Raw genomic sequence first — 25,468 nt, 5'->3', positions numbered from 1 at the left:
TTTATGGCATGACTTACCGTATAACGTATCAGGCTGCAAAGATTATTGCCCCAAAAGTGGAGGGTATTTTTGCGCAGCATCTTGCTAGTGCCATTGAAAGCGGTGAGGAGGATCTTGCTCCATTGCCTACCGCTGATGTAGTTGAGGCAATTCTTGATGCGACTTTCTGGGCCAGTTTACGTAAGGAAGAGGGACATTCCCCAAAAATATCATTGGCTTTTTTGCCGCCCGAACAGGCTGGTAATCCGCTACTTTTTAAGCAGCGTTTGCCTTTAACTCCAGGTATTTTAACGAAAATTGCACCAGGTGTAGAGCGTGCAGGTATTCATCTTGGGATATGGAGGGAGGAAGGTGAATTGTACGTGTGGGGTACTACAGTTAGTATTCCTAATTTTTGCTTTGTTGTAGATGTTTCTGAGCCGGCATTGTTGGTTATTAAGCATCGCCGGATTTATGGTTTCGGGAAATTTACCAATATAGCGGTACTTAAGGGAGATCAGGTGAAAATGGTGGATGGTGATAATACCAATTTACCTGATTGTCCACCAATGCTCTTGTCGCTGCTCGATCTTACGGCACCATCTTATTGGAATGATTCAGTTAACGTATTGATTCAGCTGGCTGTTTCTATGCGGGCACATGGCCGGGGTGGAACATTGCTGGTTGTGCCCGATGAAACGCGAAATTGGCTTCAATCGATTATAAAACCTATTCAGTATGGTATACAGCCATCCTTTACCGGGCTTTCCAAATTACTACAACAGGATAGAAAAGAAGCCAGCCAGATTTTTTGGCAAACTGCTTTGAAGCGTGAGGTTGAGCATCTTGCCGGTTTAACGGCTGTGGATGGAGCAACCATCATCAGTAGTGCATACGAATTGTTAGCATTCGGAGCCAAAATAGGACGGGCCAAAGGCAAAGAGAATATTGACGAATTGTCGTTTTCAGAGCCTATCATTGGTGGTTCTGCTGTTGTTATGCATCCGGCCAAAGTAGGTGGAACCAGGCACTTGTCGGCCGCCCAGTTTGTACACGACCAAAGAGATGCTACAGCACTTGTGGCTTCGCAAGATGGACATTTCACCATTTATACCTGGTCGCCACAGCAAAGCCGTGTTCAGGCCCACCGCATTGATACTTTACTCCTGTAAATTATTAAGAAAAAATAATCGCGCCTATAATTACACCTAAGATCAGCATGATCATCACAATGCGATCTACATTAATCCAATCTTTTCTGGTTAGTGGCTTTTCTGCTTTGTCTTCCTTTTGCCTGGCAAAAATCTGAAGAATTGGATTCAATTTAAACAACATAGGTGGAGGTATTGGATAGATACATTTATTGTTTAACAAACTGTGAGCCACAATGGATAAAGGACAAATAATTGTTCAATTTTATCTTTTAAGGAGAAATCTGAAATAATTATTGTATTGATAGTCAGACTTGTAATAGGTTATTTGTTCTTTTTATAGTACTATGTATTGCATATTACTGTATAAAACATATAACTTTGTATTATGATAGCAGAAAATACGCAAACACAAATGCGGAAGGGCATACTCGAATACTGTGTGCTGCTTATAATATCGAGAGGAGAGATTTACGCTTCCGATATTATCGCTGAATTGAAACAGGCAAAACTTCTTGTCGTTGAGGGAACGCTCTATCCCTTGCTTACCCGTTTAAAGAACAATGGCTTATTAAGCTACAATTGGGTCGAATCGACTTCCGGGCCACCACGTAAGTACTATACCCTTACTGAAACCGGGAGAGCTATTTTAAAACAGCTGGATGGTACCTGGGAAGAATTGGCTTATGCCATCGATACTTCCAGAAAAGTAACAGACCAGCAATCAAAGGAACCAACTAATCAAACTGAATCATGAAGAAGACACATAACATCAATATAGGTAACTCGATCATTCATATTGAGGAAGATGCTTATGAAATGCTCACCGTTTATTTGAATGAGGTGAAACAGCATTTTTCAAAAAATGCAGATGATTTTGAAATTGTAACAGATATTGAGAACAGGATTGCGGAAATGTTTACCGAAAAACTGGCGGAGCAACAAAAACAGGCTATTGGTATTGAAGATGTTGAATTGGTAATCCAACAAATGGGTTCGGTGAAAGACTTTGAGACGTCTGAGGAGGCTGCAGGAGGAGAGTTGCCCGGTCCGGAGTATGATCCCATAAAGAAACTATACAGGGACACGGATCAGGCTATGATCGCGGGTGTTTGTGCTGGTTTGGCACATTATCTTGATGTAAATGTTAAATGGGTTAGGCTATTTACATTTATTACCATCCTGCTATTCGGTTCAGGAATATTAGCCTATATTATTTTCTGGTTTATGGTTCCTAAAGCGAAAACCAGAGCCGAAAAAATGGAAATGCGTGGGGAGGAAACGAACCTTAAAGGTTTTGCAAATAGTTACTTGCAGCCATTTGCGGTACAATCCAGGGGTTTTGTTGCAGAGTTTTTGCAAGTAGTTGGAGGATTTTTGCAAGGTTCGGGAAGGGTAATATTTAAGATTATAGCCGGTACAATAGTCTTTTTTGGGTCAATCTTCCTTTTAGCTTTGGTTGTTGTTCTCGCAGCTTTTCTAGGTTTTTGGAATTCAGATGTGTACAGCTATTTTCCAATAAACATCGTTAATGAGGAGTATCTGGTTACATTAACGCTTGCGGTATTTGTCATTTTGGCTATTCCACTATTGGCGCTTATCTTATTCTCGGTACGTGTTGCGTTTAATGGAAGGTCTTCTAATAGAGTGCTTTCTTATGGATTGCTGGTGATTTGGCTTGCGGGCGTTGTGACTGGGATATTTTATGTAGCAAAAATTTCAAGCGAGTTTAAAGAAGGTGCTGAATTTGCGAAGGTAACTCCTTTGAAGTCTTATCCCGTATATGCTTTAAATATAGACAGAGCAAGAATTTTTACCCAGGAAGATAGTTTAAATTACCGCATAGATGCAAACGGCTATAAGGACAAGAAGATATTGAATGACCTTGATGATGATTTTAATATGCCGGAGAGCATCAGCTTTAGAATGGAAAAAAGTATGGATGGGAAGGTTTCGATGAATACGAATTACAAATCGAGAGGTAAAACCTTTGAAATAGCACTAAAGAATGCTCAAAATATCCACTATGATTTTTTACAGGCAGATTCATCTTTGAATTTTAGTCCTACGGTGCATATTCCAAAAAAGGCCAATTGGAGGGGACAGCAGATTGAGTTGGTTTTGAATATTCCTGTTGGAACGGAGGTTAAGATTAGTAACAAATTCGCCGAATTCTTGGGCGGTTACAACTATTGGGATTGTAAGCAGGAAGATGATGATGAATATACCATCTGGGTGATGACAGATTCAGGCGTAAAGTGCAAGTACGAACGTTTGAAAAAAGAAAATTAAATACCAAAGGGGCCTGTAAGCCCCTTTGGTATTTTTAACAGTCTTGCTGTTTTATTTAACGGTGTAGCGGTAAATGAAGCGGCCAACGTTTCCGTTTTTATCTACCCCTTCAATAACAGCTTTATAAGTTCCCTTACCATCTGCATTATAATATTCTAAAGATAATCCTCCGGTCGCCGTTGTAATTACTTTAGGGTTCCAGTAAATCGTACTTCGTAAGTCGTTAAAATTATAAGTCGCAGCCGCATTTACGTATTTAGGAGCGTAGAATTCGCGTTGTTTGCTGTAGCCCTTAGGTGTAATTTTAAGCACACTTGGATCAGGAATTAGCTTTTTAAGCTCCTCGATACTCATTTTGGTACCCTTAGGAATTTTCTTGGTATTGATAACCAGTACACCATTGGTATTATACATTCTGTTTACTGTACCTAACTCATCTTTTGTAAATACTTCCACGTTTTCTACCTCAGAAGATTGTACACTGGAAAGCCCAAAATAATCTATTGGCATACCATTCAGGAAAATTTGTACGGGAACTCTGCTACCCTGCTGGTAATCTCTGCTTACGTAAAAGTTGTTTTCGTAAAAGGTTAGTCCGGTTGCCATAGTTTGCAGACAAAGTGCCAGCATGTTACAGCCTTTAAAACGATCTCCTTCTATTACTGTGCCCGAAATAGAACTTAACCCTGAGAGGGCAGGATGATCGGAGTGGCTAGGTCTTTTTGCTTTAGCGCCCTCGATTTTTACTTCCTTAAGGGTCCGCAGGTAACTATACTGTCTTTTACTGTTGTTCAGATAAGAGGATAAGGTGCTATCGATATTATTTACCTCTTGCGCCGGGTAAGGGTTTTTGGCCATTTGCGGTGCCGGTTGCCCATCCATGATGATCATCAGGTTATTACCATTTGGATTGTACTTCGCATTGATAACGACTTCAGATGAATCAGGGAAATTGAGGTTTTGAAAAGCAAAAAGGCCCGACGGACTGGTTATTGTTTCTACACCAATTCTTGTGCCTGGTACGGTTAAACGTAAATTGCCTTTTCTTACCGGCATACCTGTGCGATCCCTTAAGGTACCAGTAAGTGCCATGCTTTGTTCGGGTGCCATGGTAACCGGTGGAAATTTACCCGCAAGAATGTCTTTATAAGCATAACGACGGAAGCCTTGTGTAAGCATCAATACATCCAGGTCGGCCAGTTTTTTAGCATTGGTTTTATTGAAATAATAATTAGGCTTTTCTACATATCCTTTTAAGTCGGAGGTTAATAACAATGAACTTAAAATGGTGGTTTCCGAGTTTTCATCAACAGGTACTTTTTGTTCATCTGTTACAGCTATAGAGAAATTTCCTTCTGCAAATTGAGCTGCGTTTTTGGCTGTAACGGCCAGCTTAACTTTTTGGCGAGGTTTATAAGTTGGTAGGTCTGTTTTTAGGGCCAGTTTTAGCAAGTTTGGCTGATAGTTAAAGGCCAGTCTTTCACTTATAGGTTCGCCAGTTTCAGAGAATAAGGTAATCTGTACAATCCCTGCCGGAAATTTTTCCTTAGGGATCTTTGCTGATGTTACCTGCGAGTTTAGCTTCGTTTTGGCGGCATAATAGATTACGGCACCATTGGTGGCTACGATAAAGAGGTTTTTGTTTTTGTTCGCTTCAAAATAAACATCGTTGGCAATGATTTTTAAATTAAATATCAGCGAATCTGTGTTGCTTACTTGTGCAACTATTCCGGATGGAATTGCTTTGGGTAGCTCGAAGCTTTTCGTTGTACCATCATTAAAAGTAATGTTGGTTTTATAACTTTTTCCTGGTTCGGCATTTAAATAAAAAGAGCCCATGCCGAGATGAGAGGAGCTAAAATCACTTAGTTTAGTACCTTCATTGTCTACAATCGATCCTTTTAAATCAATTCCTGCACCATTGCCATTTATCGCTTTAAACCCTATTCTGGAAGCTATTCCTGTAATGATGTCACCACCTTCAGGAAAAAACTGGACGTCATTAGCTGCAGAAGTGTTGGGCTTAAGTTTAAAAGAAGAAGTAAGGATGTCTTTATCTGTGATGCTGATATCAGCAATCAGCTCTCCATTTTTGATTTTCTCTTTTTTGGGGTCTATTTTTAGCCTTAAAAAACCATTCTGATCAGTGGTCCCTTTGCCTTTAGTAAGGATGTCATAATTTGATAAAACCCGCCAGTTGACTATTTTATTGGTCTGAACTACATTGTCTGCATTTTTAAACTGAATCACAGCATCTATAACCTGACTTTTATCAGTTTCTGTCGTTTTATAACTAAAGTGAGTGTTCAGTTGCTTGTCGATCGCTTCACCAATAGGGATGGTTTTACTGAAGAAATAGTCATCGCTAAAGTTCAACATCCATAAGGTATATGCTCTGATGTAGTAATTGCCTTGTTGATAATTACCCGGGCTAAGCGGTATATTTCCTGCGGCAACTCCAGCAACCACAGGTAGTTTTATAGTTTGAACCAAAGAATCTTTGCTATTGATGACATCAACGTAAACGATTTTACTCAAAAGCGAAGGCAGATTTTGTTCCATGGTTAAGTAGGCCTTAAACCACATGGTATCTGCAACACTGTAATAGGGTTTGTCGAAATGCAGGTATACCTTTTCAACCGGACGTTCGTCAGTTACCTTTTTAGTTTTATTGATAATGTTATCCAGAACGACACTATCCTGCTGTGCAAAGACTGAAAGCTGCACTGTGGTTGAAAGTAAAATTAGGGCAATGGCAAATTTTATGAATCTCATCAAAATGTTTGTCTACGATTAATATTGCTAATATATTCATTTATGATTGAATAGCTTAACATGCTCGAATCTTTAACATTTTTTGACAGTTAAGGGGATAAAAAAAGAAGGCAAAAAAAATGCGGGATGTTATTCCCGCATTTAAAAAGTATTTTATTTGATTTCGATGACAAAATCTGCTAAGGGTGTACGTACCTTTTTCAGGTTTGCCAACCAATCTCCGGCTTCATCTCTGTAGCCAAGCGGCAATATGGTTGTACTGCGCAAGCCTTTTTGTTTTAAGCCAAGTAATTCATCTAGTTTTTCCGGCTCGAATCCTTCCATTGGGGTAGCGTCAACTTTTAAAAGCGCCGCTTCAGCTAAGGCCACACCAAAGCCAATATAAGCTTGTTTAGCTGCATGGTGGAAATTTTCTTCTGCCGTTTTGTTGGTGTAAATACCAATTAGTCTGGAAACATAATCTTCAGTTGCCGAATCTGGTACACCACGCTCATTGTTCGTGTAACTAAATACTGATCTGATACGTTCTTCTGTATAATTGTCCCAGGCTGCAAAGATCAATACATGCGATGCATCAGTAATTTGCTCTTGACCGTAGGCTACGGCTTTAATTTTTTCTTTTAATTCCGGATTGGTAACAACAATGATTTTAAATGGCTGTAAGCCAGACGAGGTTGGCGCAAGACGTGCTGCCGCAAGAATCTGGTCAACTTTGTCCTGAGATACTTTCTCACCATTCATTTTTTTTGTGGCATAACGCCAGTTAAGTGCTTCAATTAAGCTCATATTCTTATAATTTATTCAATTTATTAACTCGTTTTACTGTTGTTTTTAGTCGCAAAAATAACAGTGTTAGCAAATGTACGCATGTTATTATTTCGCTGTATTAAATTCTTAAGCTTTTGACTTTTAAATGAAAATTTATTTTTTTATTATGCATGCATAGTTATATATTAGCTAGGCTTATCCTATTTAACGAATACAGATGCTATAATATACTAAGCACATAATTAGAAAGTAACCAAATCATCACCTTTAAAAACGAATCAATGAGAAAGATTTTATTAAGTTTTTTACTAGCCGTTCCTGTACTGGGATTTTCACAGTCGTTCCAGGTTAACCTCCAGGGACACAAGCAGACCGCAATGGGGGGAGCCGGTGCAGGCTTGGCGCTCGACGAGGCTGCTGTGTTTTTCAATCCTGGAGCAGTTTCATTTCTTAAAAAGAATGGGGTACAGGCGGGCGTGAATGGAATCTGGCTTAAAACTGCATTCAATGAAACCGGTTCCTCAATTACAGAATACAATAAAACCAAAGTGCCTACGCCTGCTGCAGCCTATGCTGTTTTGGGATCTCCTGAAAACCGATTGAGATTTGGAATTGGCGTTTATACTCCGTTTGGGGGAGCAATGCACTGGAAGGAAGACTGGACAGGGAAATTTACCGTAACATCGCTTGATTTGCATGCCATTTATATCCAGCCCACTTTGAGCTTAAAGATTACGGATGAAATTGGTATCGGTGGTGGTTTGGTGTATGCTTTAGGTAAGGTAGATCTTAAAAGGGCTGTTCCTTATACCAGTAATGGCGTGCAGACTACTGCGCAGCTTAAAGGAGATTCAAAAGATTTTGGCTGGAATGCCGGCATCTTTATTAAAACGATTTCTGGAGTGTCGGTCGGTGTTACTCACCGTTCTCAGGTAACAGCAAAAGTTGAGAACGGAGATGCGATCTTCTCTAATGCTCCTTCATCAGTACAGCCATTGTTACCAACTACATTTAATGCAACCTTGCCATTGCCTGCTACCAGTACCCTTGGTTTTGGTTTTTATCCTTCAGAAAAGACTACCATTGCGCTTGATGTAAACTGGGTATGGTGGCATGCTTATAAAGACCTTACTTTTTATTATAACAATGGCACTTCTACGCCGTCAGCACGTAATTATCATGACGCGGCAACTTTTAGGGTGGGTATTCAGAATGAGACCACGTCGTTCTTAACACTTAGGGCAGGTGCAGCTTATGCTTTATCTCCTGTTGGTAAAGGCTATGTTACTCCTGAAGTTCCTGACGCTAACCGTATTCTACTGAGTGCAGGTATTGGTTTAAAACCTTCAGAACGTTTGGGTGTTGATTTCTCTTTCTTATATGAGAATCTGAAATCCAGAACCGAAACCAATATTGAATCAGGCCTTAGCGGCACATTTAAAACTGTGGCTTACATTCCTGGTGTGGCTTTATCTTATAAATTCTAATCATCAAAGGCTCCATCTGGCAATTAAAATCGCCGCAGGCAGCTTGAAGAAAATTAAACACATATAATATACCTGAAAAAACAAAAAATAAACAGATGAAATCAATATACTTTTATAAAAGTGCGCTGGCACTAGCCGTTCTTGGATTGGCTTCCTGCAAACCCAGTATTGATACGATTACCCCGAGTAAAGGAACTGCAGATTTTACCCGTTATATTGCTTTAGGGAATTCACTTACTGCAGGTTTTTCGGATGGTGGTTTATATCTGGAAGGACAGCAGAATTCTTTTCCGGAGATGATCGCTGCACAGATGAAAGCTGTTGGAGGTGGTAGTTTTGCCACACCTTTCTTTCCTGCTGATAAAGCAAATGGAACCGGCTATCTTAAGTTAACGGCGCTAACCAATGGAGTGCCTACAATTGGGAAGGAAACAATGAATTTGGCTATTCGTGGACAAGTGGGGGCTGTAACCCTGTATACTAAATATACAGGCGAGATGAACAACTATGGCGTTCCGGGTATTAAGCTAATACATGCCAGATTCCCAAAATATGCTGATTTTAATGGGCTTTATGAGCGCTTGCTGCCAGGAGAGTATGGAACTAATCCAACAACTTATCTGGATTTTGCAACGGCTAAACCATGGACGTTTTTTAGCAATTGGTTGGGTAATAATGATATTTTAGGATATGCAGCTGCTGGTGCAACCGGTGAGGCTCCAACCGATAAGGCTTTGTTCACAAATGAGTACAATGCCGTGATCAATAAGCTTACTTCAACAGGAGCTAAAGGTGTTGTAGGAACTATTCCTAATGTAACTGTAACAGCTTATTTCAGAACTGTTACTTTAAAAACTTTATTAGCTGCTGTCAATGCGACACCTGCAGGCGCTTCTGTTAAGGATATTTATATTCAACCGGGTATAGGGCCAGCAAGACCGGCAACAGCGGATGACTTGTTCACTTTACCATTAAGTTCCGATGGTGTGATAGGTAAGGGGCAGATTCCTTATGGTTTACATCCTTTAAACCCTGTAGAAAGTAAATACGTACTTGATAAAGCGGAAGTTGTTGTCGTGAACGATTATATCAATACCTATAACAATACAATCAAGAGTGTAGCTAATGCAAAAGGATTGGCTGTAATGGACGCATACACTGTGTTAAATGAGTATGGTGCGGGAAAGCATGTGAATGGGATTCCGGTTAGCGGCGCATTTATTCAGGGAAACCTTTTCTCATTGGATGGGATACACTTAACACCACTGGGTTATGCCATAACTGCCAATGCCTTTATTGCCGCAATTAATGCTAAATACGGCTCAAGTATTCCTATTGTGGATGTGACAAAATACAGAGGGGTGAAATTTCCATAGTCTCCTTTTTTAAATATTAAAGCCCCTAAGCGATAAACTTAGGGGCTTTTTTGTTGGTTACAGCTGTAAAATTATTCAGGAATGCCCAATAACTTGTCAATTTCTTTAGCTAGTTTCAAGTCTTTCTCTGTAACGATATCGCCCGCATCATGGGTAGAAAGCCATATTTCTACCTTATTCCATTCATTGGTCCATTTAGGATGGTGATTGTTTTTCTCAGCGACAAAAGCTACGCGCACCATAAAGGTGAAAGCCTCCTGGAAATCTTTGAAAATGATGGCTTTATAGAGCTTTTTATTGCATTCCTCCCATTGTTTTTGCAAAACCTTTTCCATAGTCATTAAAATTATTTTTTCAGTACATAATGATCGGCCAGATTACCGGTAATTTTATGTCCATCCATATCCAGTTGGGTCAATGTATTTTCACCAACAAAAAACTGATTAGACCGGTCTTTTAATCCATCAAGGATAATGTTCGAACCTCTTTCGTCCCATTTAAAGCTTCCGGTTTCTTCAAAAACCTTGTCGCTTTTGCCTTTGTATTTTGTTTTAATCACAAAGGTCATGCCTTTATTTAATGTTACTTCAGTTTCAATACCTTCGCAATCCGCACAAGGGGTAAGCCCTTTATAGGTGCCCTCCCAATCGAGCGAGTTTTTGGCATTATGCGTGTCAGTATCCGGCACTTTACTTACTGCTGAGGTGTCAATGCCATCAGCTACAGCATTGCTATCCGCTGCTAACTTTTGTTTAGTTTCTGAATTGCAACCCCAAACCAGAATGGAGGCAAATGCAAGTGTTAAAATTTGTTTCTTCATAAGGGATGTACCTGCGATATTAAACAAATTGTTAATGCTTTAGTTTGGCCTTAAACACTTTTTCCAGTTTTTCCATCTTTGGTAAAATAACCATGCGACAATAAGGCTGGTTCCCGTTTTTGTTAAAATAGTCTTGATGGTAATTTTCTGCTACATAAAATGTTGCTGCTTTGTTTATTGCGGTAACTACGGGTTTGCTAAACGCTTTGGTGTCGTTTAGTTCTTTTTTATAGCGTTCCGCAATTTGTTTCTGTTCGTCGTTATGATAAAAAATTACTGAGCGATATTGAGTACCGATGTCGGCGCCTTGCCTGTTTAATGTGGTAGGGTCGTGACTTTTCCAGAATACTTCAAGTAATTCATCATATTTGATTTTGAGCGGATCGTAAGTAACTTCAATTACCTCCGCATGACCAGTAGTTCCGCTGCAAACATCTTCGTATGAAGGATTGGCGACATCACCGCCTTCATACCCTGACCGCACACTTGTTACTCCATTGAGTCTTTGAAATAAAGCTTCTGAACACCAAAAACAGCCCATTCCAAAAGTTGCTTTTTGTAATTTTTTAGGCTGGGCATTTGCGCTTCCGGCCGACAAGAGAACTATAATCATAATGGCTAAATACTTCATGGTAGTAGGTGGGTAATTAAGAATTTACCCTATATGTAAAGTTACGTAACGATTGAGGTTTTAGTTTTTCTTCATCAGTTGATATGGAACTAAATTACAATCAACTGATAATTTTGTCTCAGCAGTGGTCGGGCTGTTGATAACTTAGTGTATTTATTTGTAGTTGCTTAACCGACGTTAAGCTTTGCATTTAATGTTTATTAACAATTGTTTCTTAAATTAGATTGTTGTTACCTATAAAATAAACGATTATGTCAACACCCTATATTCCCTGCCTAGATCTGGGCTCATACATTGACGGAAATGAAGCTCAGCGTAAAAAGTTCTCTGATGAATTGGGCAGAGCATTTAATGATTCTGGCTTTGTGACCATCACCAACCATGGCGTAAGTCAGGAGTTGATCAATAAATTATACGAAAATATACAAGCCGTATTTGGTCTTTCTGCAGAACAGAAGAAAAAGTACGAAAAGGTTGAACTTGCGGGACAACGCGGATATACTAGTCCGGGTAAAGAAACGGCTAAGGGAGCAAAAACCGCTGATCTTAAGGAATTTTGGCAAATTGGTCAGGAGGTAACTGATGGTGATCCGATAAAGGCACAGTATCCGGATAATGAGTTTCTGGAAGAGATTCCTGGATTTAATGAAGTAACCCGCGAGATCTATCAACGATTGGAAGCCAATGGCAAGCAGTTATTGCGTGCAATAGCTACTTATTTGAATTTGCCTATTGATTATTTCGATAAGCATGTGCATAACGGAAATTCTATATTAAGAGGGATTCACTATTTTCCTATTGAAAATCCTGAAGCTTTGCCTGATGATGCTGTTCGTGCAGGTGCTCATGAAGATATTAACTTAATCACTTTGCTGATAGGTGCCAGTGCTGATGGTCTGGAAGTGTTAACAAGAAGCAATGAATGGTTACCAATTAAAGCCCATCATACTGATATTGTTGTGAATGTCGGTGATATGTTACAGCGTTTAACTAATAATAAGCTACGGTCTACTACGCATAGAGTGGTAAATCCACCACGCGAACTGATGAAAACTTCAAGGTTTTCTGTTCCTTTCTTTTTACATCCGAGAAGCGATATGGATTTAACAAGTTTGGAATCGTGTATTGATGCAGAACATCCAAAAGTATATTCAGATATGACTGCTGGAGAGTACCTGGATGAGCGTTTGAGAGAGATTGGGTTGAAAAAATAAAGGGAAAAATCAGGCATTCTCTTCGAAGAAGGAATTATTTGCCCTGAAGAAGGGCAAATCTTCCTATGTCTTCTCTGAGAAGCCAAATTTTTCTTTCAGCAGGGTGGCCTTTCAATAGGTTTAATAGGCGAAGGCGTTTCAATATGCCCTAAGCTGTATAGGGTGCGCTGCCTTGTTTGATGAGTTCGATTTTATTGAGGCAGGTTGTGTTGGCATCTTGCAATATCTGCTCGATACGACTGATTAATGTCGCGACCTCCTCCTGTGAAGCTTCAAACTTATCGTTATACCTGGCATCCCCAAAACCTTTTAGAAGTAGTTTGGTTAATCGTGTGTTTTCTGGTGTGTCGTAAGCGGAAGAAAACTTCGATTCTGGTAAAACATTTTCAATAAGTTTCAGCAAACGACTAAGGCTGTTGCTATTGGTTCGGTATCCGATTAAAACTCTTAACATTCCTGAATAGCAATGTTGTAAAGTTTGGTGAAGCATAAAAATAGCGAGACTGTTTTTATGCTTTTTGGCATAAAAGCGTGCGCCGGATAGAAAGTTCTCTGAAAGTTCAAACCATTTGTACCAAGAGCTCTCCCTGTTAGTGATACGCTTACTGATCTCTGCACCTTCTTTTGGTGCAACAAAGGGCTCATTTTCACTATCGTGTAATAGGGTTCCTTTTTTATAAATAGTGGTAAAGAAGGAATCCCCATTTTGCAGCGCTAGATTTATTTCCAACATCCTGTGAACAATAATGGTTACTTCAGCGCGGTGTTTAAGTTCCTGCTCCATTCTTTGTTGTATAACTATATCGGCTTGTTTTTCTTCTATGGATGGGATAAGTAAAATGTAGTACTTGTTTAGCTTCTGTGCTGCAGTTTCACCTTCTTTATGTTCGAAGCAGATGATGTTTTTTGCGCTTTTAATCGTGCTGCCAAAGCAAATGATCTTTTCCGTCTGTATTTGCCTTGTAATAAAATTTGTGAGGCCTTTTAGTTCTGAAGTTATTGTGTTTGGTTCATTGTTTTGGGCATTTATTCTTGGCCTTTTTTTCTTTTTCATAGTGTTTAGGTTTTAGAAGGTGGATGATGTATTGCTTTAGTTTGTTAATAGGTGCGTAGCTTCTATGAATTTTAAAAGCTGCTGGAGACTAGTTGATGTTTTAGCGATATCTTCGGTTTTAACGGTCTCAGTGTAACTTAGGCTAATGTTGGTCCATTCGTCTAGTTGGTGTTTCCATTCGTGCAGTTTTTTATGTTCAAAAAAGCTTTTTATAACTAAAAGTGGTGAATTAAGTTCCTCTTCACTTAAGCTGGGATACAACTTTTTTTTGCTATTGGTTAGTTTTTTATTAGCCCTGATAATGTCAATTTGCATCAACAACCATATACTGTCTATCAATCTTTTTAAACATGCAACGAGGTAAAGAATATTGCCAGGACTGTCGGCCTTGAGCCAAAAGTTTTTTTCGTAAAAACTTTTTTCCCATATTTTTATGCTATCTGCTATTTGTTCAAAGATGAGATCGTATTGGTATAAATCCGTAATGTAAGTTAAAGGGTCGATAATCGACTCACTGTTTAACATGCTGGGGTAGTCAACGTCGGAAGCAAACCTGAGATGTTTTCTTTTGTATCCCGGTTTTTTTGCCTGGGTTTTGCTTTTATTCAGGATGTTTTGACCTTCCTTTATTAACTTTTCAAGATCTAAAAAGATATTGATGACATTACTTTCACGTAATCCTAAATATTCATATTTATCAGTACGCATATAGGACGCATTTAATCCTACTTGCAGACAGTTGTAAATGTCAATTTTAGTGATAGCTATACAGTTTGAGTTATAAAATTTATCAAGATTGGTCTCTTGATTGTTTTTTTCTATCTTTTGATTGTGTTTTCGTCTTCCATCAAATACCTGATTAAAGATGTTCATCAGTTTTGAGGTAGACTGATGATTATCGCGCCTGGAGGAGAGTTCAGGCTGATAGGTATTAATCAGCCAAAGGGCATCTGTGAGCCTGATCAGATCCATGTATATGCTGTAAAAATACGCTGCACCTTTTTTTTTCCATAATTGATCTCTATAAATGATCCAGAAAAATTCCCAAAGATCTTTCTTAAAGGATTCCAGACTTCTTCTTTGATAAATGTCTTCAAGAACGTTTAGCGGTTTTTTAATCTCCTGTTTTGCAAGGGAGGTCGTATGATGCCGGTAACAACAAAATATACTGTAATTCATAATCTGGTTGTATTTGGGGTTCCTTACTGTAAGTTTCGTATCTTGCAGCAACTAATGAAACAAATGTACAGTCTTTTGACTGTGTTTAACAGTCAAAAGACATTAATTGTAAACTTATTTTGAAAGAGCTTGATTTACAGTCGAATAAATTTGGAGAGCGCTTGCGGAAAGTGCGTGAAGCTAAGGGGATGAGAGTTGTAGACTTTTATACACCGATTACACGGCATGTCAGTAATTGTTCTGCAATTGAGCATTTTAAGCGGCCGGTTGGCAAGAGATTATTGGATGATGTGATTAGTCATTATCATGTTAATCCTGCATGGATGTATGATGGAGAGGGCGAAATGTTTGATGAAACGAATGTTGATGAGTCCGTACCTGCTCCTTATGAACGGGGCGTTCCATTTTTCAATGTAAACATGTCTGAAATTGCTTTCGGAGAGTATGGTTTGTTTAATGATGCTCCCGAGTATTACGTTAATTACAGGCCTTTTAATGATTGTGATGCTTATTTGCCTATTTATGGTGATAGCATGTATCCAAGATATGCTAGCGGTGAAATTATCGCAGTCAGAGAAATTCAGAATTTCAATGTCATCCAATGGGGAGAAGCGTACCTGGTTATTGCAGATGATCTTGCAAATAATATGACCACAGTAAAATTGCTTTTCGAGCATCCTGACGAAAAGAAAATTGTACTGCGGTCTTCAAATCCTAACTTTAAAGGAGATACTGTTGTCGATCGGAGCTGTATTAAAAGAATGTTTCTGGTAAAAGGTAAGGTTACCCGAAATCAATTGTAGCCCGTAAACGCTTATTTTGTCAGCACTTCTCTCATCTGGTTGTCTATAGCTTTGTTGATCACATCCTGTATTCTTCCTCTGACTTTCAACGTACTGAGTTTATCCGATACAGAGGGGTAAACACGGTTGGAAAGGAATACGTATACCAATCCTCTTGATGGGTCAACCCAAACGCAGGTGCCGGTATAGCCGGTATGACCGTAGGTTTGTGGTGAAGCTGTCTCTGACGGATATTTTTTGCTTTGATCCGGATCCCATCTGTCAAAACCTAAGCCCCTTCTGCTGATGTTTGATTGTTTAGCTGTAAACATATCTACAGTTTGAGGCTTAAAATATTGTTTACCACCGTAGCTTCCTTTGTTGAGTAGCATTTGGTAAATGATGGCTACGTCATTAGCACTTGCAAATAAACCGGCATGTCCTGATACCCCTCCGGCCAAAGCAGCACCTTGATCATGTACATATCCCTGGAGTAATGTTTTTCTGAAATAAGTATCTTTCTCGGTGGGTACAATCTGATCCTTTGAGAATCTGTCTCTTGGCAGAAATCCGGCTGTTTGCATGCCGAGCGGCTTATAGAAGTTCTCTTGTACATATTTATCAAGTGGAATTCCGCTAACGCGTTCTGCAATTTCCTTCATTACATACATGCTGATGTCGCTATATACATAAGTTCCCCTCGTTTTTATTGGTGAGTTTAGCATTTTTGGCCACATCACATCTTCGAAGTAGTTTTTTTTGACGTAGTAGTGATCAGCGACCTTTGTGGGGTATGCGGGAATAGAATCGATACTATAATCGCCTTTTTGAACATTGTTATGAAAAGGGATATAGGGAATAAAGCCAGCCTGATGAAGCATTGCTTCACGTACTTGGATGTTATTTGCAGGACTGGTTCTTGCTTTTGGGATATAAGTACCAATACTCGTATCGAGATTTAGTTTTTGTTCCTCAACCAGGCGCATAATGGTAGGTGTGGTTGCGGTAGTTTTGGTTAAAGAAGCCAGGTCAAAAATATCGGTTACTCTTTCCGGATTTTCAGTACTGTAAGTATGGTCTCCATAGGCTTTGTTGAATATGACTTTACCATCTTTTGCAACCAGAACCACCATGCCCGGCGCGGCGCGTTCCCGAATGGCTTCATTGGCGATATTGTCGATCTCCTTCAGGTTGTTGAAATTTATGCCAACGTCTTCTGGTACTGTGTATTTTAAGCGTGTACAGTTGGTCGCAAACCCCGATCCTTCAGTATATTTTGGAGATACATTACCTGTAAGTGTTTTATGTAGGCCGATACCCCCAAATATTGCCTGAGGAATAACCGTCGCAGAAATTGGTGTGTTTTGCTCTGTCCAGATAATTGGACTGCTTAGGCTGTCCAGTATAGGCAGTGCACTAATATCGCCAAAAAGAGCCACAATAACCTGCTTGCTTTTTGATAGGCTTAAAATCAAATCAAGATTCCTTGGGTTTCGTACTTCTGTTGAAGGAATGCTGATAATTACCGTATTGAAAAACTTAAGGCCATCTTCCAGATTGCTTAAAGTAGTGTCATTTTTATAGGTGTCTGATGAAAAACTGGTTGTTCTTGTGTACTTGTTTAGCAGACTATCGAATATCGTATGGTAAGTAAAGTTTAATGAAACACTGGCGATGGTTCTTTCCTCCAGGTTCAATAAAGGAACAATAGTTTTCTGATTATTTAGCAGTATGGTATTGTTGATGATGTTGTTTGATACTGCAAGCAATTGCTCGTTTTTGTTATGTTCTTGTGAGCATGCGTTTAATGAACACAAGGTAAGCAGGCTGATGATCAATTTATTCATAAGCATAAAGATAACAAAAGGATAGAGTCAAAATTAGTGTATTTGATTTTTTGACTTCTCATCGATAAAATTTTCTGGAATGGAACAAAGGATGAGGCTTATTTTGCCTAAATTAGCGACTTTACCGAAGATACATACATGTCAGATATTATACAGCTTTTACCCGATAGTGTAGCCAATCAAATTGCCGCAGGCGAGGTGGTTCAGCGACCAGCATCGGCCGTAAAGGAGCTACTGGAGAACGCGATAGATGCGGGGGCGAATAAAATACAGTTGATCGTTAAGGATGCTGGAAAGGGATTGATACAAGTGATAGATAATGGTTCTGGCATGAGCGTTACTGATGCCAGGATGTGTTTTGAACGTCACGCTACTTCTAAAGTGCGTAAGGCTGAAGATTTGTTTGCTATCCGGACCATGGGTTTCAGGGGAGAAGCAATGGCTTCTATTGCGGCTATCGCTCAGGTTGAGATGAAAACCCGTAAGCATGATGAAGAATTAGGCACCGTTATTGAAATAGAGGGCTCTGTGTTTTTAAAGCAAGAGCCTGTTGCCACTTCAGCAGGTACCAGCATCAGCATTAAAAACCTTTTTTACAATACCCCGGCAAGGCGTAATTTTTTGAAGAGTAATCCTGCCGAGATGCGTCATATCATTGATGAGTTTCAGCGTGTATCGCTTGCGCATCCTGCAATTGCTTTTACACTTCATCATGATGGGGTAGAGATTTATCACCTCCCATCATCGGTATTAAAGCAACGTATTGTTCACTTATTTGGAAACAATTATAACCAACGACTGATTCCTGTGGAAGAGGAAACCAGTATCATCAACTTAAAGGGGTATATTGGTAAACCTGAGTTCGCAAAAAAGACCAGGGGTGAGCAGTTTTTCTTTGTAAATAATCGTTTTATTAAGGATCCTTACCTGAATCATGCCGTTAGTAAAGCCTATGAGGACTTGCTGGCAGATGATCATTTTCCGCTATATGTGTTGTTCATAGATATCGATCCGGCAAATATTGATGTCAATGTCCATCCAACAAAAACGGAAATTAAATATTTAGATGAAAAGTCTATTTATGCCATATTACATTCTGCAGTAAAAAGATCATTAGGTAGGTTTAACATTAGCCCGACTATAGATTTTGACCAGGAAACCGGTTTTAGTGGAATGATCACGCACAAGTCCCCTGAGGAAATTGTGCCGCCAAGTATCAGCTTTAATCCTGATTTTAATCCTTTTGCCGGCGATAAACCAGCTACTACCAGGGAGTCTGCCTATGCAAGTTTCCCAAAAAGTTATGGGGGAGGAGCAGGAAGCATGTCGCCAAGTACTAAAAACTGGGGCTCGCTATATGAGATTGCCAACCATACTCCGGCAGAGCAATCTACGCTTGATTTACCTGCCCATGAGAGCGAACATCAGTTTAGTCCGGTGCAAAAGCAGCTAATGCAATTGCATAATCGTTATATCATTTCGCAAATTAAATCAGGTCTGATGCTAATTGATCAGCAGGCAGCGCACGAAAGGATATTATATGAACGTTTCACTGTACACCTGGAGGATAGAAAAGGGGCCTCACAACAGAGTTTATTTCCACAAACAGTCACTTTAAGCCCGAATGATTATGAGCTTGCAAAGAGTTTACTGGAAGATATAAAGAGTTTAGGCTTCGAGGTTAGAGAATTCGGTAAAAATACACTGGTAATAGAAGGAATTCCTGTTGATCTGGGCGGAGGTAACATTAACGAAACACAGTTGTTTGAGCATTTGATAGAGGGTTTTAAAAACTCTCAACAGGAATTGAAACTGGATAAAAGAGATGCTTTGGCCAGAAGTATGGCTAGGAATAGTGCCATAAAAAATGGCACTGTTTTGGGACAGGAAGAAATGAACACATTGATTGAGCAACTTTTTGCCTGTAAAACACCTAACTTTAGTATTAGCGGAAAACCGGTTATCCAAACGATTGGTTTGGCTGAATTAGATAAGAAATTTGATAAATAGATAATGAATAATATCCATATACCTCCTGTAGTAAAAAACCTGCTAATCATTAATGTGCTGTTTTTTGTTGCAAAATACGTGCTTGCAAACGCTAACATAGATTTAGGTTTCTTGTTGGGGGCTTTTTATTTTGATTCTCAGTTTTTTAGAATCTGGCAACTCATCACCTATATGTTTATGCATGGAGATTTGATGCATATTTTCTTTAACATGTTCGCCTTGTTCATGTTTGGAGGGGTATTAGAAACCAGATGGGGGGCAAAAAGATTTATTAATTTTTACCTGATTACAGGTCTCGGTGCTGTTGCCTTGCAAATGGGTGTACAGGCTTATGAAGTATATGCCATCACCGGTTCAGCCTTTAATAACCCTATTCTGATTGATCTGAACACTAATATGGCGCGGATTGGTGTTCCCGGACTTTCAGAGTCTTCTATAAATGCCCTGATTAATATCTATCGCATTCCTATGGTAGGTGCTTCTGGGGCAATCTTCGGCTTGCTGGTGGCTTTTGGTATGTTGTACCCTAATACAGAAATGTACGTCATGTTTATTCCTGTTCCAATCAAAGCAAAATTCCTGATTCCGGTGTATATGCTTATGGAACTTTCTTTGGGAGTGGCACAAATGCCGGGCGACTCCATTGCGCATTATGCACACCTTGGTGGTGGACTGGTTGGATTTATATTAGTGAAGCTTTGGGGAGATAGAAACAACGATAGATTTTATACGTATTATGAATAACAACGTTTTAAAAGATTTAAAGTATAAAGTATTTCAATCGGGCAATCCTGTATTCTTTTATGTAGGAGTCAATGTCCTTATTTATGTTGTTATAACCCTCCTCAATGTTCCTTTCTTTTTGTCTGGAAAGGGGGGAATTGCATTTGATAGCCTGATCAGGGAATATGCGGGTTTCCCCGCCTCTGTTGAAAAACTGCCGTTCAGGTTTTATACCATCATTACGTATCAGTTTTTCCATGGCGGACTCATGCATGTTTTATTCAATATGCTGTGGTTGTTCTGGGTGGGTAATATTTTCCTTGATTTTTTAAAACCTCGTCAGTTTCACTTTTTATACCTTTCCGGTGGCATTGCTGGTGCTTTGGTTTTCTTGCTGGCCTATAATATTTTTCCGGTGTTTCAAGCTGCTTTACCAGGGGCAACAGTTATAGGTGCTTCAGCATCAGTGATGGCAATCATTGTTGGTACCGCTACCTTAGTACCTGATTATAGCATGAGATTGCTGTTTTTTGGCGATGTGAAACTGAAGTATCTTGCTATCGCTTATGTCGTTTTAGATTTGATTGGAATTGGTTCTGCCGATGCAGGTGCAAGCTTTGCCCATTTAGGTGGCGCTGTATTGGGCTTTGCCTATATCAAGGTGTTAAAAAGCGGGATAGATTGGAGCAATCTGTTTAAGCGTAAGCCTAAATTAAGGGTCGTTAAAAATGAATCGGCTAAACAGGCTGCTAAAAAAGAAACAGATGCAGTTAATCAAGAGGAGATCGATAGAATATTAGATAAAATCTCTAAAACGGGATACGATAAACTTAGTAAACAAGAAAAGGAGACCTTGTTTAAGGCCAGTAAAAATTAATGAAAAAAGCTAAGCCTACATTTATAGATAAACTAGTTCGCCTTGTTGCTATTGCTTTGGCTATTGGTTTGGTGTTGGGCTTTTTGGCGGGGAAGTTTGATCCGAGAGGTTTTCAACTCATCGCTTTTTTTGGCCTGGCATACCCATTTATTCTGTTGCTAAACATATTCATGATTATTTGGTGGTGCATTCGTAAAAGATGGTTGTTTGCGCTGGCTACTTCGTTTCTTATTTTGTTTGGCTGGAATGCGTTAACTGCAACCTTTGGGCTTACAGGAACGTCAGGAAAGGGGCCTAAGGTCGGAAAGGATTTAATCCGCATGATGACTTATAACGTGCATAGTTTTAAGCCTTACGGACAGGATAATATCCCCGCGGTGAAAGAACAAATGCTCAGCCTGATTGCTTCTGAAAACCCCGATATTATTTGTTTTCAGGAATACTTTACGCGCCGTAAAGGGGCCTTTGATATAACCGACAGTCTGAAAAAAATCTTGAACAGGCCTTATTATTATTTCGTGCCATCTTCAGAGAATAGTTACGAAGCTACAGGCCTGGCCATTTTCTCCAAGTATCCTATAAAAGGTAAAGGAACAATTGTTTTTGGAGAGAACTATGGCGGGAATGCGAGTATATACATTGATGTGATGATTAAAGGTCAGAAGCTTAGGGTGTATAATGTCCATTTACAATCTATATCTTTTGATAAGCAGGATTACAGTTACATTGATCACGTTAAGCAAAAGATGGATCCTGCACTCTATCCATCAAAACGGATACTCGTACTGCTAAGAAATGCTTTTTTGAAGCGTAGTGAGCAGGTGGATATCATGAAAGCACATATGAAAACTTGTGAAACCCCTTTTCTGATAGCGGGAGATTTTAACGATACCCCGGCATCATACGCCGTAACGCAATTAACAAAATCACTTAAGAATACATTTAAAGAACAAGGAAAGGGCTTTGGGAAGACTTATAACGGTAAGTTCCCCAATTTCCAGATCGACTATATCGCTACCACTAAAGATATAGAGGTGATGAATTATCACATCGTCGAAGCTGAATTGTCAGATCACTTTCCTGTTCGTACTGATTTGAGATTAAATCCCTAAAATATTTACATTTGCATAATGGAAAATGCCATACATCTATACAATACACTAGCAAGAAGAAAGGAACTTTTTGAACCAATAAATGCGCCGCATGTAGGTATGTACGTTTGCGGTCCTACCGTATACAGTGATGTTCACTTGGGTAATTGCCGTACTTTTATTTCATTCGATTTAATATTCAGGTATTTAAAATATAGCGGGTATAAGGTGCGTTACGTCCGTAATATTACCGATGCCGGACACCTGGAAGGAGATCGCGATGAAGGGGATGATAAATTTGCAAAGAGGGCGAAGCTGGAGCAATTGGAACCTATGGAGATTGTACAGAAGTACACACTGGGCTTCCATGATGTATTGAGAATGTTCAACACATTGCCACCTAGCATAGAGCCTACCGCTACCGGACATATTACTGAGCAGATCGAAATGATTAAAGAGATCATGGCTAATGGATATGCTTATGAGGCGAATGGAACCGTATATTTTGATGTTGAAAAATATAGCAGCCATTATAATTATACCATATTAACCAATAGAAATCTGGAAGATATGCTGGCCAATACCCGTGAATTGGGTGGCCAGGATGAAAAGCGTGGCAGACTTGATTTTGCGCTTTGGATCAAAGCCAAACCTGAAACGATTATGCGCTGGCCTTCTCCATGGGGAGTAGGTTTCCCGGGCTGGCATATTGAATGTTCGGCGATGAGTGCTAAATATCTTGGAGATGAATTTGATATTCATGGTGGTGGAATGGACCTTGCCGCTACACATCATACCAATGAGATTGCGCAATCTGAAGCCTGCAACCATAAACAACCTGCAAAATATTGGATGCATACCAATATGCTTACAGTAAATGGTACGCGTATGTCTAAATCAGCAGGTAATGGATTCCTGCCAGGAGAGCTTTTTACAGGGAATCACCCTTTGCTCGACCGTGGATATAGTCCGATGACGGTTAAGTTCTTTATGCTTCAGGCACATTACCGCAGTACGCTTGATTTTTCTAACGAAGCATTAGATGCTTCTGAAAAAGGTTTCAAACGGTTAATGAATGCCATTAATCTGCTAGGGAAGTTAGTCCCATCAGCAGAGAGTGATTTCGAAATTGAGCCTTTGATTAGCAACTGTGTTAAAGCAATGAATGATGATTTCAATAGCCCTGTGGTAATTGCGGAATTGTTTGAAGCTACACGCATCATTAACACTATCCACGATGGAAAAGGTAAAATATCTGCTCCGGAATTAGAAAAAATGAAAAAACTGATAGATGATTTCGTCTTCAATATTTTCGGATTAATGGATGAGGACGCTTCAAATACAGAACTTCATTCGGTGATGGATATGGTTATTGATATCCGTAAAGCGGCCAAAGAGAATAAGGATTATGCTACTTCTGATAAAATACGTATAGGCCTGCAAAGCATGGGCATACAGTTAAAGGATAGTAAAGACGGTACTACCTGGATTAAAGCATAACATTGTTTAATTTCCTATATTGCGTTACGCAAACTATTTAAATATGATGAAGAATAAGTTTCTATATACAATTATTGCCGCTTCAATGACATTTGGCGCTTATGCACAAAAATCAGATGGAAGCACTAAATCATTAGTGAAAGCAGAAAGTGAATTTGCAGAACGTTTTGCAAAAAGTGGTTCAAAAGCAGCCTATGCTAGTTTTGCAGCCGCAGATGGCCTGGTGTTCAGGCCAAATCCGGTAAATGCAAGGACTTTCTACGCTGGACAACCGGATAGTAAAGAGGTGAGCTGGACTCCCGTTTATGCAAAGGTTTCAAGAAGTGGAGATTGGGGTTTTACTACTGGCCCATATAGTGTAAAAGGAGATCAACCTTCTTATGGACAATTTTTATCGATATGGAAAGTAGTTGATGGTAAATGGCAGTTGGCCATGGATCTGGGTACGACAACCAATAAGCCATTAAATCAAGTAACTCCTGAATTTATTGAGCCTAAGGACAGTTACAAGCCTAAATTTTTAAATGATAAAGTAAGAGCTGCAGGCGCTGATATCGTGGCAACTACCGAAAAAACGCTAAATACAACATTAAAATCTTATGGTACAGCAGCATTTTCAGGCTTCTTGAACCCGGATGCAAGACTTTTATTCCCAGGATATGAGCCGATTATTGGTAAGGATAAAATAGTACCTTTCTTTCATGGCATGATTAGTAAAATCTCATTGAAGACAACTAAGGTAAATAAAGCAGATGGTGGCGACTTAGCTTATTCTTATGGAATTGCTACAATTGACTATAAGGCAGATCTGAGAGAAAGCTTTAATTACATCTTTATTTATGAGCGTCAGCCAGATCATAACTGGAACATCATTGTTCAGGCTTTTACACCTGCAGACCGCTAATAAATCGTCAAATAATACGGTTATTAACCCGTAATCATTAATAAAAAGGAGCCTGATCATTCATCATGATCAGGCTCCTTTTTTCTTTCCGGTCAATAATCCTTATTTTAAGCCGTTATTTAAATAAATGAAGAAAATACTAATAATTACTTTTCTGGCATTCGCCTTTCAGGCACATGCACAGAAGTTTATGCTGATAGGGCATCAAGGTGCCAGGGGCATTATGCCCGAAAATACCATTCCAGGAATGATCAAGGCTTTGGAGTTGGGTGTTAATGTGCTGAATATGGGTGTTGTCATCTCTGGCGACGGCGAAGTTGTGCTTTCGCATGAACCTTACTTTAATAATGAGATCAGCACTGGCCCGGATGGTAAACCCATCACTTTTAAAGATGAGAAGAAGTACAATATGTTCGAAATGAACTATGAGGAAATCAGGAAGTTTGATGTCGGCATGAAGGTGCACAGCCGTTTTCCTGGTCAGATGAAGATGGAGGCCCACAAGCCCCTGTTGGCTGAGACGATAGATGCTGTGGAAGCCTATGTAAAGGAAAATAAACTTGAAAGGCCGGTTTATAACATTGAGACCTCGCTGATCAGAAAGGGCGATGGCGTATTTCAACCGGATGCAACGGTGTTCATTGAAAAGATCATGGAAATCGTAAAGGAAAAGAAGTTGAATAAAAGGGTCATTATACAGTCCCTGGACATGCGTCCATTGCAGTATCTGCACGAATACTTCCCAGCTATTAAAACATCGTTAATGATAGATGAGAAGCAGGACTTTGAAGAGAGTATTCAGGCATTAGGCTTTACGCCAACTTATTATAGTCCTTATTATGTATTGGTGGGAAAAGGGCTGGTAGACAAGTGCCATGCTGCAGGAGTTAAAATTACCCCCTGGACGGTAAATACCGCTAAAGACATGAAGTATTTGATTAATCTGGGGGTTGATGGTCTGATCACAGATTACCCGAATCAGTATACCAAGGTGATGCAGGAATAATA

Annotated in this window: 23 protein-coding genes; 14 read left to right on the top strand and 9 right to left on the bottom strand. The window is 39.5% G+C overall.

Annotation, left to right across the window (positions count from 1 at the left end; all coding sequences use genetic code 11):
* Positions 1–8 precede the first annotated feature (8 nt).
* Entirely contained in the window at positions 9–1,151 is a 1,143-nt protein-coding gene (locus B9A18_RS05255; RefSeq protein ID WP_084287813.1) for a putative sensor domain DACNV-containing protein, read from the top strand.
* Positions 1,152–1,155: 4 nt separating this feature from the next.
* On the opposite strand, the gene B9A18_RS25300 is transcribed toward B9A18_RS05255, so the two are convergent.
* Complete coding sequence (locus B9A18_RS25300) at positions 1,156–1,314, bottom strand: hypothetical protein (RefSeq protein WP_200816313.1); 159 nt, start codon at positions 1,312–1,314, stop codon at positions 1,156–1,158.
* 204 nt (positions 1,315–1,518) lie between these two features.
* Between B9A18_RS25300 and B9A18_RS05250 the strand changes: the two genes are divergently transcribed.
* Positions 1,519–1,887 (top strand): PadR family transcriptional regulator, encoded by a 369-nt coding sequence (locus B9A18_RS05250; RefSeq protein WP_084287810.1) that lies wholly within the window; start codon positions 1,519–1,521, stop codon positions 1,885–1,887.
* Complete coding sequence (locus B9A18_RS05245; protein ID WP_084287807.1) at positions 1,884–3,422, top strand: PspC domain-containing protein; 1,539 nt, start codon at positions 1,884–1,886, stop codon at positions 3,420–3,422. Before B9A18_RS05250 ends, B9A18_RS05245 begins: the two co-directional genes overlap by 4 nt.
* Before the next feature lie 51 nt (positions 3,423–3,473).
* On the opposite strand, the gene B9A18_RS05240 is transcribed toward B9A18_RS05245, so the two are convergent.
* Both B9A18_RS05240 and B9A18_RS05235 read right to left on the bottom strand, forming a co-directional pair.
* Positions 3,474–6,197 (bottom strand): hypothetical protein, encoded by a 2,724-nt coding sequence (locus B9A18_RS05240; protein WP_084287805.1) that lies wholly within the window; start codon positions 6,195–6,197, stop codon positions 3,474–3,476.
* A gap of 153 nt (positions 6,198–6,350) precedes the next feature.
* Positions 6,351–6,983: an NAD(P)H-dependent oxidoreductase gene (locus B9A18_RS05235; RefSeq protein ID WP_084287802.1), complete on the bottom strand. Its 633-nt coding sequence runs from the start codon at positions 6,981–6,983 to the stop codon at positions 6,351–6,353.
* Positions 6,984–7,246: 263 nt separating this feature from the next.
* Between B9A18_RS05235 and B9A18_RS05230 the strand changes: the two genes are divergently transcribed.
* Both B9A18_RS05230 and B9A18_RS05225 read left to right on the top strand, forming a co-directional pair.
* A complete protein-coding gene (locus B9A18_RS05230; RefSeq protein ID WP_084287799.1) occupies positions 7,247–8,452 on the top strand; it encodes an OmpP1/FadL family transporter in 1,206 nt (401 codons plus the stop codon).
* A gap of 95 nt (positions 8,453–8,547) precedes the next feature.
* On the top strand, positions 8,548–9,828 hold the full coding sequence (locus B9A18_RS05225; protein WP_084287796.1) for an SGNH/GDSL hydrolase family protein: 1,281 nt from the start codon (positions 8,548–8,550) through the stop codon (positions 9,826–9,828).
* A gap of 71 nt (positions 9,829–9,899) precedes the next feature.
* Here the strand turns inward: B9A18_RS05225 and B9A18_RS05220 are convergent, their stop codons facing one another.
* The 3 genes from B9A18_RS05220 to msrA are packed head-to-tail and all read right to left on the bottom strand — an operon-like array spanning position 9,900 to position 11,279.
* On the bottom strand, positions 9,900–10,169 hold the full coding sequence (locus B9A18_RS05220; RefSeq protein WP_235005237.1) for a 4a-hydroxytetrahydrobiopterin dehydratase: 270 nt from the start codon (positions 10,167–10,169) through the stop codon (positions 9,900–9,902).
* 5 nt (positions 10,170–10,174) lie between these two features.
* Positions 10,175–10,648, bottom strand: coding sequence for a copper resistance protein NlpE (locus tag B9A18_RS05215; RefSeq protein WP_084287791.1), 474 nt, complete (start codon positions 10,646–10,648; stop codon positions 10,175–10,177).
* Positions 10,649–10,679: 31 nt separating this feature from the next.
* A complete protein-coding gene (gene msrA, locus B9A18_RS05210; RefSeq protein ID WP_084287788.1) occupies positions 10,680–11,279 on the bottom strand; it encodes a peptide-methionine (S)-S-oxide reductase MsrA in 600 nt (199 codons plus the stop codon).
* A 251-nt stretch (positions 11,280–11,530) separates the two neighbouring features.
* Here msrA and B9A18_RS05205 point away from each other — a divergent pair, with 251 nt between their 5' ends.
* Positions 11,531–12,493: an isopenicillin N synthase family dioxygenase gene (locus B9A18_RS05205; protein ID WP_084287786.1), complete on the top strand. Its 963-nt coding sequence runs from the start codon at positions 11,531–11,533 to the stop codon at positions 12,491–12,493.
* Positions 12,494–12,641: 148 nt separating this feature from the next.
* Here B9A18_RS05205 and B9A18_RS05200 read toward each other — a convergent pair whose 3' ends face one another.
* Both B9A18_RS05200 and B9A18_RS05195 read right to left on the bottom strand, forming a co-directional pair.
* Positions 12,642–13,547 (bottom strand): HEPN domain-containing protein, encoded by a 906-nt coding sequence (locus tag B9A18_RS05200; protein WP_084287783.1) that lies wholly within the window; start codon positions 13,545–13,547, stop codon positions 12,642–12,644.
* 36 nt (positions 13,548–13,583) lie between these two features.
* The gene (locus B9A18_RS05195) at positions 13,584–14,726 is read right to left on the bottom strand and encodes a hypothetical protein (protein WP_144009406.1); all 1,143 of its coding nucleotides are present in this window, start codon (positions 14,724–14,726) and stop codon (positions 13,584–13,586) included.
* Positions 14,727–14,845: 119 nt separating this feature from the next.
* Here B9A18_RS05195 and B9A18_RS05190 point away from each other — a divergent pair, with 119 nt between their 5' ends.
* Positions 14,846–15,529, top strand: coding sequence for a S24 family peptidase (locus tag B9A18_RS05190; RefSeq protein ID WP_235005236.1), 684 nt, complete (start codon positions 14,846–14,848; stop codon positions 15,527–15,529).
* 11 nt (positions 15,530–15,540) lie between these two features.
* Here the strand turns inward: B9A18_RS05190 and B9A18_RS05185 are convergent, their stop codons facing one another.
* Positions 15,541–17,355 (bottom strand): serine hydrolase domain-containing protein, encoded by a 1,815-nt coding sequence (locus tag B9A18_RS05185; RefSeq protein ID WP_235005235.1) that lies wholly within the window; start codon positions 17,353–17,355, stop codon positions 15,541–15,543.
* A gap of 138 nt (positions 17,356–17,493) precedes the next feature.
* Here B9A18_RS05185 and mutL point away from each other — a divergent pair, with 138 nt between their 5' ends.
* The 7 genes from mutL to B9A18_RS05150 all read left to right on the top strand — a co-directional run bounded on the left by mutL (position 17,494) and on the right by B9A18_RS05150 (position 25,466).
* Complete coding sequence (gene mutL / locus B9A18_RS05180; RefSeq protein WP_084287771.1) at positions 17,494–19,365, top strand: DNA mismatch repair endonuclease MutL; 1,872 nt, start codon at positions 17,494–17,496, stop codon at positions 19,363–19,365.
* A 3-nt stretch (positions 19,366–19,368) separates the two neighbouring features.
* Positions 19,369–20,109, top strand: a complete 741-nt coding sequence (locus tag B9A18_RS05175) for a rhomboid family intramembrane serine protease (protein WP_084287769.1) — start codon at positions 19,369–19,371, stop codon at positions 20,107–20,109.
* Positions 20,102–20,965, top strand: a complete 864-nt coding sequence (locus tag B9A18_RS05170; RefSeq protein ID WP_084287767.1) for a rhomboid family intramembrane serine protease — start codon at positions 20,102–20,104, stop codon at positions 20,963–20,965. The genes B9A18_RS05175 and B9A18_RS05170 overlap by 8 nt, the downstream gene beginning before the upstream one ends.
* The gene (locus tag B9A18_RS05165) at positions 20,965–22,077 is read left to right on the top strand and encodes an endonuclease/exonuclease/phosphatase family protein (protein WP_084287764.1); all 1,113 of its coding nucleotides are present in this window, start codon (positions 20,965–20,967) and stop codon (positions 22,075–22,077) included. The genes B9A18_RS05170 and B9A18_RS05165 overlap by 1 nt, the downstream gene beginning before the upstream one ends.
* An 18-nt stretch (positions 22,078–22,095) precedes the next feature.
* Entirely contained in the window at positions 22,096–23,556 is a 1,461-nt protein-coding gene (gene cysS / locus B9A18_RS05160) for a cysteine--tRNA ligase (RefSeq protein WP_084287761.1), read from the top strand.
* Between the two features lie 43 nt (positions 23,557–23,599).
* Positions 23,600–24,460 (top strand): DUF4440 domain-containing protein, encoded by an 861-nt coding sequence (locus tag B9A18_RS05155; protein WP_084287758.1) that lies wholly within the window; start codon positions 23,600–23,602, stop codon positions 24,458–24,460.
* A gap of 127 nt (positions 24,461–24,587) precedes the next feature.
* Entirely contained in the window at positions 24,588–25,466 is an 879-nt protein-coding gene (locus tag B9A18_RS05150; protein ID WP_084287755.1) for a glycerophosphodiester phosphodiesterase family protein, read from the top strand.
* Positions 25,467–25,468 lie beyond the last annotated feature (2 nt).

The organism is Pedobacter nyackensis, from assembly GCF_900176505.1.
Lineage (GTDB): Bacteria > Bacteroidota > Bacteroidia > Sphingobacteriales > Sphingobacteriaceae > Pedobacter > Pedobacter nyackensis.
This window is presented reverse-complemented; position numbering and strand designations above follow the sequence as displayed.